Below are 16,196 nucleotides of genomic sequence, written 5' to 3'. Positions count from 1 at the left end.
GTTTTCCGCGCCGCCGTGGTCTACAGAGACATGAGCACCCACACAGCGACCGTTCCCGGCGCGACATTGACCTACGACATCCACGGCGACGCATCCTCGAAGGGCGTCCCGCTGATTCTCATCGGTTCACCGATGGACTCCACCGGGTTCATGACACTCCAGTCCTACTTCCTCGACCGGACGACGGTGACCGTCGATCCACGCAACACCGGCCGCAGCGTGCGGGACGAACCGACGTCGGCGGTGACGCCAGGGCAACACGCGGACGACCTGCACGCCGTGATCAATGCGCTCGGGGCCGGGCCGGTCGACGTGTTCGCCTCCAGCGGCGGTGCCGTCAACGCACTCGCACTCGTTGCGCAATACCCCAGCGACATCCGGTTGCTCGTCGCGCACGAACCGCCCGCGGGAGGCACCCTGCCCGACCGTGAGCACATCCACGCCGTGTGCACCGACATGGTGGCCACCTACGACACGTCCGGGCAGGGGCCGGCGATGGCCAAGTTCATCGCGTTCGTGATGCAGACAGGTGAAATCGACTCCGACTACCTGGCGCAACCGGCACCCGACCCGGCCGCATTCGGCTTGTCGCCGATCGACGACGGTGTACGCACGGACCCGTTGATGTCGAATATGCGCGGCGGCGCAGTGGATTTCGTACCCGATGTCGAGGCGCTCCGATCGGCAGCGACCGAGATCGTGATCGGTGTGGGCGAGGAATCCGGTGGACCGACCGACGGTGAAATGGCCGGTCGCGCCGCATATGCCGTCGCGACACTTCTGGGCCGCGAGGCCGTTGTCTTCCCGAGCGGCCACGCCGGCTTCCTCGGTGGTGAGTTCGGCCAGGCCGGCAAGCCGGAGGAGTTCGCCGCGAAGCTGCGGAGCGTACTCAAGTACTGAAATCTGCTGAGCGTCCCGGCACATTCACGACGATTCGGCCGACGCCCTAGCACTCCGCGTGAGCCAGGGCCGGGGGCCTTGTTCGCTCGCAATTCGTCTCATCACTCCTGGGTGCCATAAGGATTGGTCACAGCAGCGCCGGCGTCAGGCTTGCGCTGCAAAACCCGCCGACCACCGCGAAGACCGATGTAACGCCTTCGCGCTCCCAGGTGTCGAGCATGGCGTCGGTCATCTTTGTTGCATCGTCGGGACAAATACGGCAGCCTGGTGCCACAAAACGAGAACACGTTCTAGTATCGGGGTAGATCGGACCGGTGATGAGTGCATGTACGACTTCGAGGACTCGCGGCAAGGCGGTGAAAGCGGCCCGCCGCTGTCCAAACCAATGTTCGCCCTTACCGCCCTCGAGGTGCTGCGGGTAGCAGTCGAGTTTCCGGTGTCGGTCGGATTTGACGCGGTCGTGCCGCAGCGACGCCTCGGCAGCGGCCACCCGGTGCTGGTTCTCCCCGGCTTCTACGCCTCGGATTCACTGACCGGACGGCTGCGGGCACATTTACGAAAGCTCGACTACCGGGTCCACGGGTGGGGACTGGGTTCCAACCACGGTTTGACCGATGAGGTGGTGCAGGGGCTGCCGGCTCGTCTTGACGCGATTCATCAGCGATACGGCCGGCCGGTCAGCGTGGTCGGCTGGAGCTTCGGTGGGCTGTTGGCCAGATGGCTCGGCCACGTGCACAGCGATCAGATCGACCGGGTCATCACTCTCGGTTCGCCGTGGCGACCCGAAGGTGAGATCACCCGGACCACCGCCTTGTTCGAAAGGGCAGCGCGCAAGTACGGCCTCTCCCCCGACGCCCGGGACATTGTCGACGTGCTCAGACAACCAATGCCTGTCCCGTGCACAGCGATCTATTCCAAGACCGACGGCATCGTGAACTGGCGCAGCTGCGCACTCGACCCCGCCGAGAATCACGAGAACATCGCCGTCACGAGCAGCCACATCGGACTCGTGTCGAATCCGCTCGCGCTAGCGGTCGTGGCCGACCGACTCGCGCAAGATGATTCGGCCGGCGAACCATTCGAATGGGGACGATGTCTGCGTCGTTCCCTGTTCGGACCCAGCCCGGAACATCTACCGTGAGGTTGCAATGGCTGACAAATTGATTGTCGTGAATGAACCCGACGACGCGGAATTATGGGGTCGTCGGGATCCCACCTGGGTGGCACGGGCGTTGCCGTTGTTGCGGTTGGCCGTCAAAGGCTGGTTTCGCTCAGATGTGCACAACATCGACAGAGTTCCTGAGGGCGGTGCCTTGATCGTCTCGAACCACTCGGGCGGTCTCATTGCGATGGATGTGCCGGTCATAGCTGTGGCCTTCTGGGATCACTTCGGGTGCGACCGGCCGCTGTACGTGCTGGCCCACGACGTCTTGTTCCTCTGGCCGACCAAAGAGGTCTTCTCGCGCACCGGATTCATTCCCGCCGGCCGCAAGAACGCTCACGACGTCCTTCGGTCCGGTGGCGTGACCATCGTTTTCCCGGGAGGCGATTATGACGTCTTCCGGCCGACCACCTCCGCGAACCGGATCGACTTCGAAGGCCGAACCGGATACGTGCGAACTGCGCTCGAAGCGGGTGTTCCGTTGGTCCCGGTGGTGAGTATCGGCGGCCACGAAGCACAACTCTTCCTCTCCCGTAGTGAGGCTCTCGCGAAACTTCTGAGGCTCGACCGGTTCACCCGGATGAAGTTCGTACCCTTGTCTTTCGGCTTCCCCTTCGGCTTCTCTCTCGGCCTTCCACCGAATCTGCCGTTGCCGACGAAAATCGAAACCCGAGTCCTCGAACCAGTGCACATCACCGAAGAGTTCGGGGACGATCCAGATATCGACGAAGTCGATCGAGTGATCCGGGACCGTATGCAGACGAATCTCGATGAGATGGCACGGGCCCGGCGGTTTCCGGTGATCGGATGAAGCGCGCACGGCAGTTCGTGACGGCCGGCGCGCACCGCGTGACACGGATCATCTGGATGATTCAGACCCTGTTCAGCGCAGGATTTCTCACGTTGTTACGACCGGACAAATACGTCCGGATGGTCGCCGTGCTGTTGCGACTGGGAGCCTCGCCACTGTCCGGAATCGGTCTGTCGGCCGCACGTCGGCCACAGGGAACCGCCCTGATCGACGAACGCGGGTCGTTGACCTGGGCCGAACTCGACGACCGTAGTGACGCCCTCGCTGCCGGGCTCGCGAGAAACACGACCGGTGAATCCACGACGATCGGGATCTTGTGCCGGAATCACCGCGGTCTGGTCGAATCGTTGACGGCAGCGACGAAGACCGGCGCCGACGCCCTGTTGTTGAACACCGGTTTCTCAGGTCCGCAGCTCGCGGAAGTGCTTGCGCGCGAAGGTGCGACCACGATTGTGTATGACGACGAGTTCTCCGGACTGGTCGAGCACGCGCGCGACAAGGTCGACGATTTGGTCGAACTGATCGCCTGGTCCGAGGACACTTCGTCGGCCCAGACAATCGATGAGGTCATCGTCGGCAATCGGGGAAAGCGACCACCGAAGCCCGCCAAGGCCGGGCGCATCATCCTGCTCACCTCCGGAACCACCGGAACACCGAAAGGCGCCCGGAGGTCCGGTGGCGGCGGTGCGGGAGCCCTGGCGGCAATGTTCGACCGGATCCCCTGGCGTGCAGAACAGACCGTCGTCATCGCCGCTCCGATGTTCCATGCCTGGGGGTTCGGTCAGATGGCTGTGTCCGCATCGATGACCTGCACCATGGTGATGCGCCGCCGCTTCGATCCGGAGGCGACGCTGGCGCTCGTGGACGAACACCGGGCCCGTGGGCTGGCGCTGGTCCCGGTGATGCTGGAACGGATCATGGACCTGCCCACTGAGACGCTCGACAAATACCACATGCGGTCGCTCCGCTTCGCGACGATCAGCGGCTCGCGGATGCGGGCAGACGCCGTCCGGGATTTTATGGATCGCTTCGGCGATGTCGTCTACAACAGCTACAACGCCACCGAGGCCGGCCTCATCAGCACCGCGACCCCGGAAGATCTTCGTGCGGCACCGGATACCGCGGGCCGCCCGGCAGCCGGGACCGATGTGCGGATACTCAGCGACGATCTCGACGAGCTGGCTGTCGACAATGTGGGAAAAATTGCGGTGCTGAGCAATTCCCATTTCGAGGGCTACAGTTCCGGCGAAACGAAGGCCTTTCACGGCGACTTCATGCTGACCGGCGACATGGGCAGACTCGACGACAACGGCCGCCTGTTCGTCGTCGGGCGCGACGACGACATGATTGTCTCGGGAGGAGAGAACGTCTTTCCCCTCGAGGTCGAGGAGACGCTCCACGCGCACCCATCGGTCCTGGAGGCGGCGGTGATCGGAGTGGACGACGCGCAGTACGGCCAACGCCTGGCGTCCTACGTCGTCCTCAAGCCGGGACAGACCGTAGGTGCCGACGACCTCAAGGCGCATGTCAAGGCACAATTGGCCGGGTTCAAGGCCCCCCGCGACGTGTTCTTCCTGGACAGCCTGCCACGCAACGCCACCGGCAAGGTGGTCAAACGTGAACTGACCAACACCAGCGGGCCGGGCGAAGATAGCGGCGCAGTCTCATGAAGAGTGTTGCGAGGCAGGTATATCCGTGATGGAACGCATGGAGGGAGTGGACGCCGGGTACCTCTACATGGAGACGCCCACCATGCACATGCACACGCTCAAGATCGCCATCATGGAACGGAGCGACAACTACACCTTCGAAGGGCTGCAGCAACAACTACTTTCACGCATGAATGATCTGCCGCCGTTGAAGCGGCGACCGTTGCCGGTCCCCTTCGCCCTGAATCATCCGTTGTGGATCTCGGACGGACCCATAGACCCTCTCCGGCACATCTTTCGGCACGACCTACCGGCACCCGGTGGGCACGCCGAGCTGGAAGCGATCATCGGACAGGTGGGCAGCACGCCACTCGACCGGACCATCCCGCTCTGGGAGGTGCACGTGTGCGAGGGGATGAACGACGGAAGCGTCGCGGTCATCGGTAAACTCCATCACGCCCTCGCGGATGGCGGCGCAGCCAACGCTTTGATCGCGAACATCACCGACTCGGACGACGCTGAAATCATCGAGCATCATGAGAAAGCACGCCCTGCCGACTGGCAATTCGACGTTGTCCCAACAAAAGCCACCCAGGTCAAACTGGCCCTGCAAGAGGCGACCCTGCAGCTGGGGACAATTCACACCCTGCTTGGGCGGACCTCCAGCGGCGCTGTCGCGGCGCTCAAGCAAAGGCGGCGACACGACGTGTCAGTCCCCCGGCCCATCCTCGATGCCCCTCGCACATCGTTCAACGGGGCGTTGACATCCCGGCGGAACTTCGCCACCTGCACTCTGGATTTGGACCACATCAAACAGGTACGACAGACCAACGATGTCACCGTCAACGACGTCGTTCTGGCCGTCGTGGCCGGCGCGCTTCGAACGTGGACCGACGCCCGCGGTGAGCATCCGGAGGGGGCGCTGCTCGCGGGGGTACCGGTGTCCACCGAAGAGATGGGCGCAGGCCCGCGACTGAGTGGTAACCGTGTGTCCAACCTGTTCACCACGCTCGCAACAGATGTCGACGATCCGATCGAACGCTTGCAGACGATCTCGAGAACAACCAGTGCGTCGAAGGACATCCAGCGCAGTCTGGGCCCGAGCATGCTCGCCGATTGGGTGCAGTTCACCCCACCGGCTCCGTTCAGCGCCTTTTTGCGCTGGTATTCCCGCTCCCGGATGGCATCTCGACATCCGCCGCCCTTCAATGTGATCGTGTCCAACGTGAAAGGTCCACCGACCGAGGTTCGTATCGCGGGATCCCGGCTCCAGGACCTCTACAGTGTGGGGCCGATCATCGAAGGCATCGGACTCAACATCACTGCCTGGTCGTACGCCGGCAGGCTCAACATCGCGGCACTGAGCTGTCCCGACCTGCTTCCCGATCTCCGATCACTGGTGGCCGGCCTGGAACCGGCGCTCGAACAGTTGCTAGAAACCGTGACACCGTCCCCGAAAGGTGATGAGAGGCGATGACCGTACGCAAAGTCGCGACCGCGCTGCAACAAGTCGCCGGGCCCGGCGTCGAGGTGCTGAAGAAGACCACCGCCGCCGGATTACGGAGGGTGTTACCCACCGCGCCCGACGTTGACCGGGTACCCGAAGGTCAGATTCTGCAATTGCCCGGTCGTGGAGAGACTTTCGTCGTCGACGTTCCCGGCCCGACCCCACAGTCGCCGACCATCGTGCTGCTGCACGCACTCGGCTGCACCGCGTATCTGAGCTGGATGGCAACATTCGGTGCACTGTCGAGTCGCTACCGGGTGGTCACCTTCGACCAACGCTGGCACGGCCGGGGCATTCGGTCGTCCCGCTTCAGATTCGACGACTGCGCCGACGATGTCGTCGCGGTGATGGATGCGCTCGGTATCGAGCGTGCCGTCATCGCGGGCTATTCGATGGGCGGCGCGGTCGCGCAGAAGACCTGGAAGCGTCACCCACAACGGGTCGCCGGACTTGTGTTGTGTTCCACCGCAAGAAATTACCGCGGCAAACACGGCGAGAGACTCTTCTTCCCGTTGATGACTGCCGCAATGACACCCCTCGCCGGATACGCACTTGCACAAGTGGATCGGCTTGCCAAAACGCTCCCCGAGTTGCCTTCCATCGAGGTGACCGATCCCGCTGCGTGGAGCCGGGTCGAGTTCCGCAGCACCAGCGCCTGGTCGATTCCCGAGGCTCTCGCCGAACTGGGACGCTTCGATTCAGCGGCGTGGATCGGCGATGTCGACGTCCCCACCGCTGTCGTCGTGACCACGAAAGACCGGGTGATCCCGAGTCGGCGACAACATCGCCTCGCTTCGGCAATCAATGACGCTCAGGTCTTTGCCGCATCAGGCGGACATGCCGCCATCGTCCTCGGCGCCACCAACTGGGTACCGACCTTCATCGAGGCCGCAGACAATGTGATCGCTCGAATCGATCCGAACGGGACCGCGCAATCAACCGGCGTCACCGCCAGTGGCTAGTGTGTCCGGTTCGCAGGCATGGTCCCTCTCGCTAATCCGCTCACGCGGAAATCGTTGCGGTCTGCGTCCCTCGCCTCAGTTCCCAACTGCACGTCAGTATCTTCGGCGGAGGTCAGTACGACTTCGGCGTGCAGCGCGAAGAACACTGTCTCGACCACCGCTGGGCGCACGTGATAGTGGCGCTCAGCCAGCTCCTCAATGACTTGGGCATCGGTGAATACTGCATCGACGGGGTGAGTCAGGACATGTAGCCGGATCGCGATCTGATCGTAGGTATGCAGTGGATCGGTGCCCGCATGGGTTCACGCTGATGGGCGTTGCTCGGCGAGGTGTGGTTGTCAGTCATTTGTGAACCTCCTGCAGCACCGCCATCACCAGCTGGTGCTGATGGCGACGTCCTTGGGCGGCGTCGGGCAGGTCGTCACCACACGTCAGTAGGGCATCCCACAGATCAGGAGCGAACCAAACCCGCCGAGCACCCCGAGCACCGTCAACCATCCCGACCATCCTCGGCTGGGTTCATAATCGCGCAACCGAGCGCCGGCGGGCGAGATCGGCGATGTCCACAACAAGTTTAAAGGCTGGTACGTCATCAGTCACTCCTTCCGAACAGATGCAGCCGGTGATGCGGTTTCATCAACACTCGCCTACCGTCAACTATTTCCACACGTGAACGAGAAGTCGTGTCGCCCAGTGCTATCTGGGGGACACCACTTTGATCGAACGGAGAAGATCACTTCTACATCCCGCACGGGCGCAGAACCTTCGCGGCTTCAGCGGATCAGTTCGGCCGGGGCCCATCGAAACGGTCTAGGTATTCGGCTACGAGTTTCAGGGTTCGTTCATGGCCGGTGGTAATACCGAGACCGTTTTCGAGGCCGATCGTCCGACCGATGCTGGCAAGGACAACCGAGACAACTTCGGCGTGCAGTCCCTCGCCCTCGGCATAGTCGCGGACCATCTCGGCTAGTGCCTCGACCTGGGCCTCACGAAACTGTTCTGCTCCGGCGGCCAATTCCTCGCGAATCGGTTCCCGATGGGCTCCCAGAGCCATGAATTCTGTGGTCAAACGCGATCCGCGCGGGTCGACCGTCATTTCCCACAGCGCATGCAAAGGCTTCTCGGAAGCGAGTGCCTCGCGCTGAGCTTCCATGTTGGCCTCGTAGCCGCGCCGCAGCACTGCGAGGTAGAGATCGTCCATGGTCGGAAAGTAGTAGTAGACCATGGCTCGCTGAACTCCGGCCTTCTCCGCGACCCGCCGCGACGTGGCAGCCGCGTATCCCTCGTCGAGCATGATTTCGATCGTTGCGTCGAGAAGCTTGTCGCGGGTGCCGGTATTGCGTTGCCCGACACGGCTCGTTGCGCTCATTCCGTTCCAGTCCTGTCCCATTCAGTAGTGCCGACGCGTATCCCTGGCCTTGACCCCGTCGCGCACAGCTGCTAAGCATATAACCAGATCCTAATCAGGCGATCGCCTAATTAGCCGAGGATGGCCCCTGACGGATCGAACGCACAGCACTGCTGCACGACTTGTTGGCAGGCATCGAGGGATCGATTCCGGTCTGGAGCGCCTCGGCACCGGATCGGCGATTCCTACAGACGGCAATCCCTGTTCCCACCCTTCGGCAGCGTCAAATAGTGAAGGAAGCACAATGACCATCGCGACCATTCCTGCATCCGATTCCATTGGGGTGCACGTAGATGGAACCTCGACGAATACTTTCGCGACCCCCTGGTAGTGGAGGAATGCCGACGGTTGCTCGATCGATACGGTGTCGTCATCTACCGTAAAGCCCACATCTCCGATGCCGATCTCGTGGACTTCAGCCGGGCACTCGGCGAAGTCGTTGTCGCCAAAACCGGTGCACATCCACAACATCCAGAGATTTCACCGGTCAGTTTGGACCCGGCCCACAGCGAGCTCGCCAACCTTCGACGCAGCACGATCTTCTGGCACGCCGACGGTGTGACCGACGCCGTTCCGCAAAAGGCGACACTTCTGACTGCACTCGAGGTAGCAGACGAAGGTGGTGACACCGAGTTCGCCAACACCTATGCGGCGTACGAGGCGTTGCCCGACGACAAGAAGAATTACTTGAGTCGACTTCGAGTGGTTCACAGCTTTACTGCTGCGCAGTTGTTGGTCAACCCCGACCCGAGCCCCAAAGAGCGGGCCATGTGGGACCGACTCCCCCCACGGGAGCACCCCCTCGTGTGGCGTCATCGCGACGGACGCCATTCACTCCTCATTGGTGCCACCGCGGGCTCGATCGTGGGCGAGAGCCCTGAGCAGGGCCGGCAAATCCTGAACGAGGTGCTGGATTGGGCTACACAGCCGCGATTTGTGTTGCGCCACAAGTGGACTGTGGGCGATCTGGTGATCTGGGACAACACCGGGATGCTACATCGGGCGATTCCGTATGAACCGACTTCACGGCGCCTCATGCACCGCACAACACTGGTTGGCGACGAGGCGATCGCATGAGCGCACTGCCCGCATGGGCCGAGCCGCGGACCGCGATCGTCACCGGAGGTGCATCCGGCATCGGCTTGGCCATCGCCGAACGCTTGGCAGCCGAAGGCGCATCGGTCGCGATCTTCGACCGCAACGCCGACGCGGCTTCCGAGGCGGCGGAGAAGATCACGGCATCGGGTTATCGTGCGATCGGGCTCGGCGTCGACGTCACAGACCGGGCGCGGATCGACGAAGCGGTCGAAGAGGTTCGTCGCAAGATCGGGCCGCCGACGATACTGGTGAACTCTGCCGGCATGGACGGCTTCGAGCCCTTTTTGAAGATATCCGCAGAAAGCTGGCAGCGACTCCTTGCGGTGAACTTGACCGGAACCTTCGACTGTTGCCAGGCCGTCGTCCCGGACATGATCGATGCCGGATGGGGCCGGATCATCAACATCTCCTCGTCGAGTGCACAGACCGGTAATCCGTGGATGGTGCACTACTCGGCGGCCAAGGCTGGAGTTGTTGGATTCACCAAGGCTCTAGCCAAAGAGTTGGGGCCCAAGGGAATTACCGTGAATACGGTGCCACCGGGTTTCATCGACACCCCCATGCTGCGTCGGACTGAAGAGAATGGGTTCCTCGGTCCGGGTATCGAGGCCGCTGAGTCGACCACCCCGATGCGCAGAGTCGGTAAGCCTGAAGATATCGCGGCCGCATGTGCCTACCTGGCACGAGAAGATGCGGGTTACGTTACCGGGCAAGTGATCCCCGTCAACGGCGGAAGAACCATCTGAAATGCCACGTATCGAATCACTGTCCCAAACCAGAGGTTCCACACGAAACGGGAGCGGCGCGCAGCGCGCGAACAGACCAGACGAATCGAGCAGAAACAAATTGAGACCACACCGTACGCTTGTCGCATTGATGGCAGGAGCTTTGCTCATCGGGGGTTGCAGCGACCGCGGCAGCAGCACCGGGGACGAAGGGGTGTCCGGAGTAGAAACAGGATCTTCTGACGCCGCCTCAGCTGATTTCGGCGACCTCCGCGACGTCTGCCAGTCAGGTTCGCCCACCGGCGCCCCCGCGCAGGGAGTTACCGACACCGATATCAACGTCGGCGTCTTCTCGGATGTCGGATTTACCAAGAACTCTGAGTTCGTGGATGCGGCGAAGGTCTTCACCTCTTGGTGTAACGAACTCGGGGGAATCAACGGCCGTAAAATCGTTGCGAACACCCGCGACACGAACCTGATGGAAGTTCGTCAGCGGATGGTGGCCGCGTGTCGTGCGGACTTTGCGCTTGTCGGTGGCGGTAGCGGGCTGGACGGACTCGGGGTCAAGGAGCGGCTGAACTGTACGCTGCCGAGCTTCCCGGCGCAGGTGTCCCAAGTAACCTCCGCCGGTGCAGATCTGGAGATCAGCGCGGACCCCAGTCTCGTGCCGGGGTATGACCAGTACTTCGGATTCCGAAGCTGGCTCATCAATGACGCCTATCCCGATTCGAAGACCAAGGTAGGCATCATCAACGGTGATTCCCCGGTCACCAAGGTGCTGGGCGAACAGGCGGTCGAGGGCGTAGAGGCGGCAGGAGGATCATTCGTCTACAACGACGTCTATCCGGCCATGGGTGTTTCGGACTGGACCCCGTACGCGCAGAAGATCAAGAACGAAGGCGCCAAAGGCCTAATTTTCTACGGTGAGTTCCGTCAGTTGCCGAAGCTGCTGAGTTCACTGACCAGCATTGACTACAAGCTTGACTGGATCGATACCAACAACAGCGCGTATGGCCAGCAGTTCATCGATCTGGCGGGCCCCCAGTCCCTGAACTTTCAGAACAACTATCTCGATCTCGGTGGCAACGCACCGCTCGGCAGTGATGTTCCGGCCATCAAGGAACTCGAGGCGCTCTGGGCAAAATACGCTCCCGATGCCGAGTTGACGCTCCCTGCGATCCGGGCGATGTCAGCGTGGCTGCTCTTCGCGAAGTCTGCGGCGGCATGCGGTGACGACCTGACCAGAACCTGCCTGTACCAGACCGCCTCCAAGGAAACCGCTTGGACCGGTGGTGGATTGCACACGGCCCGAAATCTCGCCGAAACAACCCCACCGTCACCGTGTTTCAACCCGCAGAAGGCGACGGCAGAAGGCTGGGAAACGCCAGACTTCCAGCCGGACCAGGGTATCTACCGCTGCAATATCCCGCCGTACAAGTTCACCAAGGACTATGGCGTGCCGCTGACTCTCTCGGATGTCGGCAAGAGCATGAGTGATGTCAAGTAACACACTCCATCTCTCGTAGCCACACCGTTGGGGTAGCGACATCGAGGTCGCTCCCCCACGGTTGGCCGCGTTCAGCAGCGGTACCAATAGTGTTGAGAACCAAGTCAAGTCAAGGCAACGCAGGGCCAGTTCTAGGACGTTGCTGACCATTGGCCTCCCCAAACTGTTCTGCGCCGGCGGAGCTTCTCAGAAGCGAATGCTGGTATTGCGTTGTCCGACAAGGCTTGTTGCGCTGATTGCGTCCTGGTCCTGCCCCAGGCCGTAGTGCCGGCGCGGAGCCCTGGCCCTTGACCCAGTCGCGCACAGCTGCTAAGCATATAACCAGATCCTAATTATGCGATCGCCTAACTAGCAGACAAAACGCCACCGACAGATCGAACGCACAGCGGTGTCAACGGCGGAAGGACGATGGTCTGACATGGCACGAATCAATCCACTGACCCCCTCAGAGTTCCCTGCGGAAATGCGTGGGGCGCTATCAGCGATGGTTCCGCCCCAACCAACCCATGAACCGATGCCCACCGAAGATCGGCCCAAAGCCCTTCTCGCACTGGGCACTATGGCGCATCATCCCGCTCTCGCCCGCGCATTCTTCACACTCAACGGTCACATTCTCCGAGCAACAACTCTGACCGAGCGGCAACGCGAACTGCTTGTCATGAGGGTTGCTGTCGTCCGCAAGAGCCCCTACGAATGGGCACAACACCTGTTCGTTGCCCGCGATGCCGGACTGACCGACGAAGAAATCGGCCGTATCGCATACGGACCGGATGCACCGTTTTGGAGCGAACTCGAAGCGGCCGTGCTCCGCGCCGTGGATGAACTCATCCTCGATGGTGCCGTCAGCTCATCCACCTGGCACACACTCGAAGCCGAGCTCGATCATCGGCAGCTCCTCGACCTGATCTTCACCGTCGGCACCTACAACCTCCTTGCGTGGCTGTTCAACAGTCTGGAACTGGGAATCGACGGAGATATCGACAAGCTGATGCAGCAGTACGACACGCTCTTCCAGAAAGGCCGATAACGATGCGCATCGGACTGACCGGACACGGCTCCACCGTCGAGAAGCTTGTCAAGCAGGCCAAGGAGGCCGAAAGCCAAGGCTTCTCATCCCTCTGGTATGCCAGCAATGTTGTTCGAGATCCGTTGATTGCCATGGCGATTGCTGGACGTGAAACCACCCGGATCGAATTGGGAACCGGAGTCCTGCAAACGTATCCGTGTCATCCGATCCTGCAAGCCAATCGCGTCGCGGCGGCCGCCGACGCTATGGGCCGTCCAGGTATGGCGCTAGGTTTAGGGCCCTCGCACGCATCCTCGATCCAGGACATCTACGGGCTCTCCTACGATCGTCCCGGCCGAAACACAGAAGAATATCTACAGATCATCACCGCCCTCCTCCACGGCGAGTCAGTCGATTTCACTGGCGAGGATTGGAGCGCCCACACCCAGACGACGCCACCAACGCATCGCGTACCGGTACTCCTGTCGGCACTGTCCCCGCGCATGCTGCGCATCGCCGGGCAATTCGCAGACGGAACGATACTCTGGATGGCCTCTGCCGCAGCCATTGAGACGCATATAGCTCCGAAGATCAATTCAGCGGCATCCCAAGCGGGGCGGCCACGCCGCCGCATTATCGCCGGCCTACCGGTAGCTTTACACAATGACGTCGACGCCGCACGAACCGCGACAGCGGCGACTTCTGGGATGTACGCGGAAATGCCCAACTATCAACGCATCATAGAAACCGGTGGTGGGACCACCGCGGCCGAGATCGCAATCGTCGGCGACGAGAGTTCCGTCCAGAAACAGTTGCAACAGCTCCTGGACGCAGGGGCAACCGAAATTTGGGCACAACCGGTTGCCGTGGGCCAAGACCGCGCCGAGCGGGAGGCATCAAGAAAGCGCACCGTGGCATTCCTCAGCTCGCTGACGACATAGCCACGCAAGCGCATCCACTCCTGCATGACACGTGAATCACAATCAACTCCCTGAAATTCGAAAGGCCACAATGAAATTGCAATCAATTCTGGACGAGGTACGTGCCCTTCCAGGTACTGACGAACTGATCCCGGTCATCAACCCGGTGACCGAGGAACAGATCACCGAGTTCGCCGATGGAGGGGCGAAGGCGGTTGACGAAGCCGTTTCGCGCGCACGGGCTTCCTTCGATTCTGGTGTCTGGCACGGACTGCCGGGCAACGAGCGCGCCAAAATCCTGTGGCGTGCAGCTGACCTGATTGACGAGCACGCCGCCGAACTCGCCGAGATCGACTCACTCAACACCGGTATGCCTCTTGCCCAAGCTCAGTCGATTATCGGTACCAGTGCCGAATTCTTCCGCTACTACGGCGGGTGGTGCACCAAGCTCAACGGAATCTCTCACGACATCCAGATGACCGGAGGAATCACCGGCGTCTATTCGAACATGCACGGCTACACCATCAAAGAGCCCATCGGCGTCGCTGCACTGATATTGCCCTGGAATGGTCCCGTCTTCAACGCGGCCGCGAAGCTCGCACCTGCACTCGCCGCAGGCTGCAGCGTTGTCGTCAAACCCGCTGAAGAAACCCCTCTTTCAGCGCTGCTCCTGGTCAAGCTGTTGGCTCAGGCCGGCGTCCCCGACGGTGTTGTCAATCTGGTGAACGGTCACGGACACACCACCGGAGCGGCACTGACCGAGCACCCGGACGTCGATAAGATTGCCTTCACGGGGTCCACCGAAGTCGGCAAGAAGATTGTGCAAGCAGCTAGTGGAAACCTCAAGAAGGTCACACTCGAACTCGGCGGCAAGTCGCCTGTCTTGATCTACGACGATGCCGATCTGAACAAAGCCATACTGATGGCGGCAATGGGCATTTTCGTGCACTCCGGGCAAGGATGTGTGTGCGGATCGCGCATCTTCGTCCAACGCGGCGTCTACGACCAGGTGGTGGAAGGAATCGCCACAGTGGCGAAGAACCTCAAACTCGGTGGACCCCAAGAAGTTGGCAGCAACATCGGTCCCTTGATCAGTCAAAAACAGCTCGCTCGGGTCCTGGGATTCATCGACGAAGGCAAACGCGACGGCGTTGAAGTCGTTGCCGGCGGACACCGGCTCGATCGGAGCGGATACTTCGTTCACCCGACCGTGCTGACCGATGTGAGCCCCGACATGAGGCTCTACAAAGAGGAAATCTTCGGCCCCGTCGTGCCGATCATGCCGTTCGACGACGACGACGAGGTGATTGCGCTGGCCAATGACACAAGCTACGGACTGGCCGCAACCGCCTGGACACAGGACGTCGGCCGAGCTCATCGACTCGCAAAGCGACTCGATGCCGGCACCGTAACCCTGAACTGCCAATTGGTCTTTGATCACGCCATGCCATTCGGTGGCTACAAACAATCGGGTTGGGGCTACGAGTTCGGTCGCGAAGGAATTGAAGCCTATATGAAAACGAAGTCGGTCTTCACGCAAATATAAGCAGGCATTGCCAAATCGGTTGACGGCGCGTGCATTTTCAGCGCCTATATCCCGACCGTTATCGAATCACCACGAACACGAGCCCGCCGGGCTCTGCACAAACAATACGAACAATACTGGAAGGCGAGGTTGAACTATGACCGGACGATTGGAAGGTAAAGTTGCCTTCATCACTGGAGCAGCCCGGGGACAGGGCCGAAGCCATGCGGTGCGGTTGGCCGAGGAAGGTGCCGACATCATTGCCGTCGACATCTGCGGCCCGATCACACTCGACAGTCCCATTGCGGCGGCCACATCGGCGGATCTCGCGGAGACCGCTGACCTGGTGAAAGGCCTAGATCGACGAGTGATCACGGCCGAGGTGGACGTACGCGATTACGACGCCTTGAAATCCGCGCTCGATCTCGGAGTCGAACAACTGGGCCGACTGGATGTCATCGTGGCCAATGCCGGAATCGGCAATGGTGGCGAGACACTGGACAAGACCAGCGAAAGCGACTGGACCGAGATGATCGACGTCAACCTGGCGGGAGTATGGAAGACCGTCAAAGCCGGTGTCCCGCACCTCATTTCTGGAGGACGCGGTGGATCGATCATCCTCACGAGCTCAGTCGGAGGCCTCAAAGCGTACCCCAACACCGGGCACTACATTGCCGCCAAGCACGGCGTTATCGGCCTCATGCGTACGTTCGCGATGGAACTCGGAGAACACTCGATCCGGGTCAATTCAGTTGCTCCGACCAACGTGAACACACCGATGTTCATGAACGAACCCACAATGCGGCTGTTCCGGCCTGACCTCGAAAACCCAGGACCCGAGGATATGCTGGCCGCCTCGCGGATGATGCACGTATTGCCCATCGGGTGCGTCGAACCGGAGGACATCAGCAACGCGGTGCTGTTCCTCGCCTCCGATGAAGCCCGCTTTGTTACTGGCATCACGCTTCCGGTTGATGCAGGGAGCCTCCTCAAGTAATGGGCATGGACAATTCACC

Annotated in this window: 15 protein-coding genes; 13 read left to right on the top strand and 2 right to left on the bottom strand. The window is 61.3% G+C overall.

Annotation, left to right across the window (positions count from 1 at the left end; translation table 11 throughout):
• The first annotated feature begins 30 nt into the window (after nucleotides 1–30).
• From H290_RS0109790 to H290_RS0109760, 6 genes are all read left to right on the top strand, one after another.
• Nucleotides 31–900 (top strand): alpha/beta fold hydrolase, encoded by an 870-nt coding sequence (locus H290_RS0109790; protein WP_020106619.1) that lies wholly within the window; start codon nucleotides 31–33, stop codon nucleotides 898–900.
• A 325-nt stretch (nucleotides 901–1,225) separates the two neighbouring features.
• Nucleotides 1,226–2,041 (top strand): alpha/beta fold hydrolase, encoded by an 816-nt coding sequence (locus H290_RS28235; protein WP_020106617.1) that lies wholly within the window; start codon nucleotides 1,226–1,228, stop codon nucleotides 2,039–2,041.
• Nucleotides 2,042–2,048: 7 nt separating this feature from the next.
• On the top strand, nucleotides 2,049–2,873 hold the full coding sequence (locus tag H290_RS0109775) for a lysophospholipid acyltransferase family protein (protein ID WP_020106616.1): 825 nt from the start codon (nucleotides 2,049–2,051) through the stop codon (nucleotides 2,871–2,873).
• Nucleotides 2,870–4,543 (top strand): AMP-binding protein, encoded by a 1,674-nt coding sequence (locus H290_RS0109770; protein ID WP_020106615.1) that lies wholly within the window; start codon nucleotides 2,870–2,872, stop codon nucleotides 4,541–4,543. Before H290_RS0109775 ends, H290_RS0109770 begins: the two co-directional genes overlap by 4 nt.
• Nucleotides 4,544–4,571: 28 nt before the next feature.
• Nucleotides 4,572–5,999, top strand: a complete 1,428-nt coding sequence (locus H290_RS0109765; protein WP_020106614.1) for a wax ester/triacylglycerol synthase family O-acyltransferase — start codon at nucleotides 4,572–4,574, stop codon at nucleotides 5,997–5,999.
• A complete protein-coding gene (locus H290_RS0109760) occupies nucleotides 5,996–6,991 on the top strand; it encodes an alpha/beta fold hydrolase (protein WP_020106613.1) in 996 nt (331 codons plus the stop codon). Before H290_RS0109765 ends, H290_RS0109760 begins: the two co-directional genes overlap by 4 nt.
• A 342-nt stretch (nucleotides 6,992–7,333) precedes the next feature.
• Here the strand turns inward: H290_RS0109760 and H290_RS31610 are convergent, their stop codons facing one another.
• On the bottom strand, nucleotides 7,334–7,489 hold the full coding sequence (locus H290_RS31610) for a hypothetical protein (protein WP_155976779.1): 156 nt from the start codon (nucleotides 7,487–7,489) through the stop codon (nucleotides 7,334–7,336).
• Nucleotides 7,490–7,772: 283 nt separating this feature from the next.
• On the bottom strand, nucleotides 7,773–8,360 hold the full coding sequence (locus tag H290_RS0109740) for a TetR/AcrR family transcriptional regulator (RefSeq protein WP_020106610.1): 588 nt from the start codon (nucleotides 8,358–8,360) through the stop codon (nucleotides 7,773–7,775).
• 369 nt (nucleotides 8,361–8,729) lie between these two features.
• Between H290_RS0109740 and H290_RS28230 the strand changes: the two genes are divergently transcribed.
• The 7 genes from H290_RS28230 (at nucleotide 8,730) to H290_RS0109705 (ending at nucleotide 16,177) form a co-directional block, all read left to right on the top strand.
• The gene (locus H290_RS28230; protein WP_020106609.1) at nucleotides 8,730–9,476 is read left to right on the top strand and encodes a TauD/TfdA family dioxygenase; all 747 of its coding nucleotides are present in this window, start codon (nucleotides 8,730–8,732) and stop codon (nucleotides 9,474–9,476) included.
• On the top strand, nucleotides 9,473–10,243 hold the full coding sequence (locus H290_RS0109730; protein ID WP_020106608.1) for an SDR family NAD(P)-dependent oxidoreductase: 771 nt from the start codon (nucleotides 9,473–9,475) through the stop codon (nucleotides 10,241–10,243). The genes H290_RS28230 and H290_RS0109730 overlap by 4 nt, the downstream gene beginning before the upstream one ends.
• Before the next feature lie 130 nt (nucleotides 10,244–10,373).
• The gene (locus tag H290_RS0109725) at nucleotides 10,374–11,729 is read left to right on the top strand and encodes an ABC transporter substrate-binding protein (RefSeq protein WP_036518471.1); all 1,356 of its coding nucleotides are present in this window, start codon (nucleotides 10,374–10,376) and stop codon (nucleotides 11,727–11,729) included.
• A 514-nt stretch (nucleotides 11,730–12,243) separates the two neighbouring features.
• The gene (locus H290_RS28225; protein WP_231373548.1) at nucleotides 12,244–12,756 is read left to right on the top strand and encodes a carboxymuconolactone decarboxylase family protein; all 513 of its coding nucleotides are present in this window, start codon (nucleotides 12,244–12,246) and stop codon (nucleotides 12,754–12,756) included.
• Between the two features lie 2 nt (nucleotides 12,757–12,758).
• The gene (locus tag H290_RS0109715; RefSeq protein WP_020106605.1) at nucleotides 12,759–13,676 is read left to right on the top strand and encodes a TIGR03564 family F420-dependent LLM class oxidoreductase; all 918 of its coding nucleotides are present in this window, start codon (nucleotides 12,759–12,761) and stop codon (nucleotides 13,674–13,676) included.
• A gap of 70 nt (nucleotides 13,677–13,746) precedes the next feature.
• Nucleotides 13,747–15,201 carry an aldehyde dehydrogenase gene (locus H290_RS0109710; RefSeq protein ID WP_020106604.1) on the top strand — a complete coding sequence of 485 codons (1,455 nt, stop codon included), beginning with the start codon at nucleotides 13,747–13,749 and terminating at the stop codon, nucleotides 15,199–15,201.
• A gap of 136 nt (nucleotides 15,202–15,337) precedes the next feature.
• A complete protein-coding gene (locus H290_RS0109705) occupies nucleotides 15,338–16,177 on the top strand; it encodes a mycofactocin-coupled SDR family oxidoreductase (protein WP_020106603.1) in 840 nt (279 codons plus the stop codon).
• Nucleotides 16,178–16,196: the final 19 nt, after the last annotated feature.

This window comes from Nocardia sp. 348MFTsu5.1 (assembly GCF_000383535.1).
GTDB classification, from domain to species: Bacteria; Actinomycetota; Actinomycetes; order Mycobacteriales; family Mycobacteriaceae; genus Williamsia; species Williamsia faeni.
This window is presented reverse-complemented; position numbering and strand designations above follow the sequence as displayed.

Bases quoted from the DNA above. Each gene is read 5' to 3' on its own strand.
- H290_RS0109790 (WP_020106619.1), top strand. From the start codon at position 31: ATGAGCACCCACACAGCGACCGTTCCCGGCGCGACATTGACCTACGAC.
- H290_RS28235 (WP_020106617.1), top strand. From the start codon at position 1,226: ATGTACGACTTCGAGGACTCGCGGCAAGGCGGTGAAAGCGGCCCGCCG.
- H290_RS0109775 (WP_020106616.1), top strand. From the start codon at position 2,049: ATGGCTGACAAATTGATTGTCGTGAATGAACCCGACGACGCGGAATTA.
- H290_RS0109770 (WP_020106615.1), top strand. From the start codon at position 2,870: ATGAAGCGCGCACGGCAGTTCGTGACGGCCGGCGCGCACCGCGTGACA.
- H290_RS0109765 (WP_020106614.1), top strand. From the start codon at position 4,572: ATGGAACGCATGGAGGGAGTGGACGCCGGGTACCTCTACATGGAGACG.
- H290_RS0109760 (WP_020106613.1), top strand. From the start codon at position 5,996: ATGACCGTACGCAAAGTCGCGACCGCGCTGCAACAAGTCGCCGGGCCC.
- H290_RS31610 (WP_155976779.1), bottom strand. From the start codon at position 7,489: ATGGTTGACGGTGCTCGGGGTGCTCGGCGGGTTTGGTTCGCTCCTGAT.
- H290_RS0109740 (WP_020106610.1), bottom strand. From the start codon at position 8,360: ATGAGCGCAACGAGCCGTGTCGGGCAACGCAATACCGGCACCCGCGAC.
- H290_RS0109730 (WP_020106608.1), top strand. From the start codon at position 9,473: ATGAGCGCACTGCCCGCATGGGCCGAGCCGCGGACCGCGATCGTCACC.
- H290_RS0109725 (WP_036518471.1), top strand. From the start codon at position 10,374: ATGGCAGGAGCTTTGCTCATCGGGGGTTGCAGCGACCGCGGCAGCAGC.
- H290_RS28225 (WP_231373548.1), top strand. From the start codon at position 12,244: ATGCCCACCGAAGATCGGCCCAAAGCCCTTCTCGCACTGGGCACTATG.
- H290_RS0109715 (WP_020106605.1), top strand. From the start codon at position 12,759: ATGCGCATCGGACTGACCGGACACGGCTCCACCGTCGAGAAGCTTGTC.
- H290_RS0109710 (WP_020106604.1), top strand. From the start codon at position 13,747: ATGAAATTGCAATCAATTCTGGACGAGGTACGTGCCCTTCCAGGTACT.
- H290_RS0109705 (WP_020106603.1), top strand. From the start codon at position 15,338: ATGACCGGACGATTGGAAGGTAAAGTTGCCTTCATCACTGGAGCAGCC.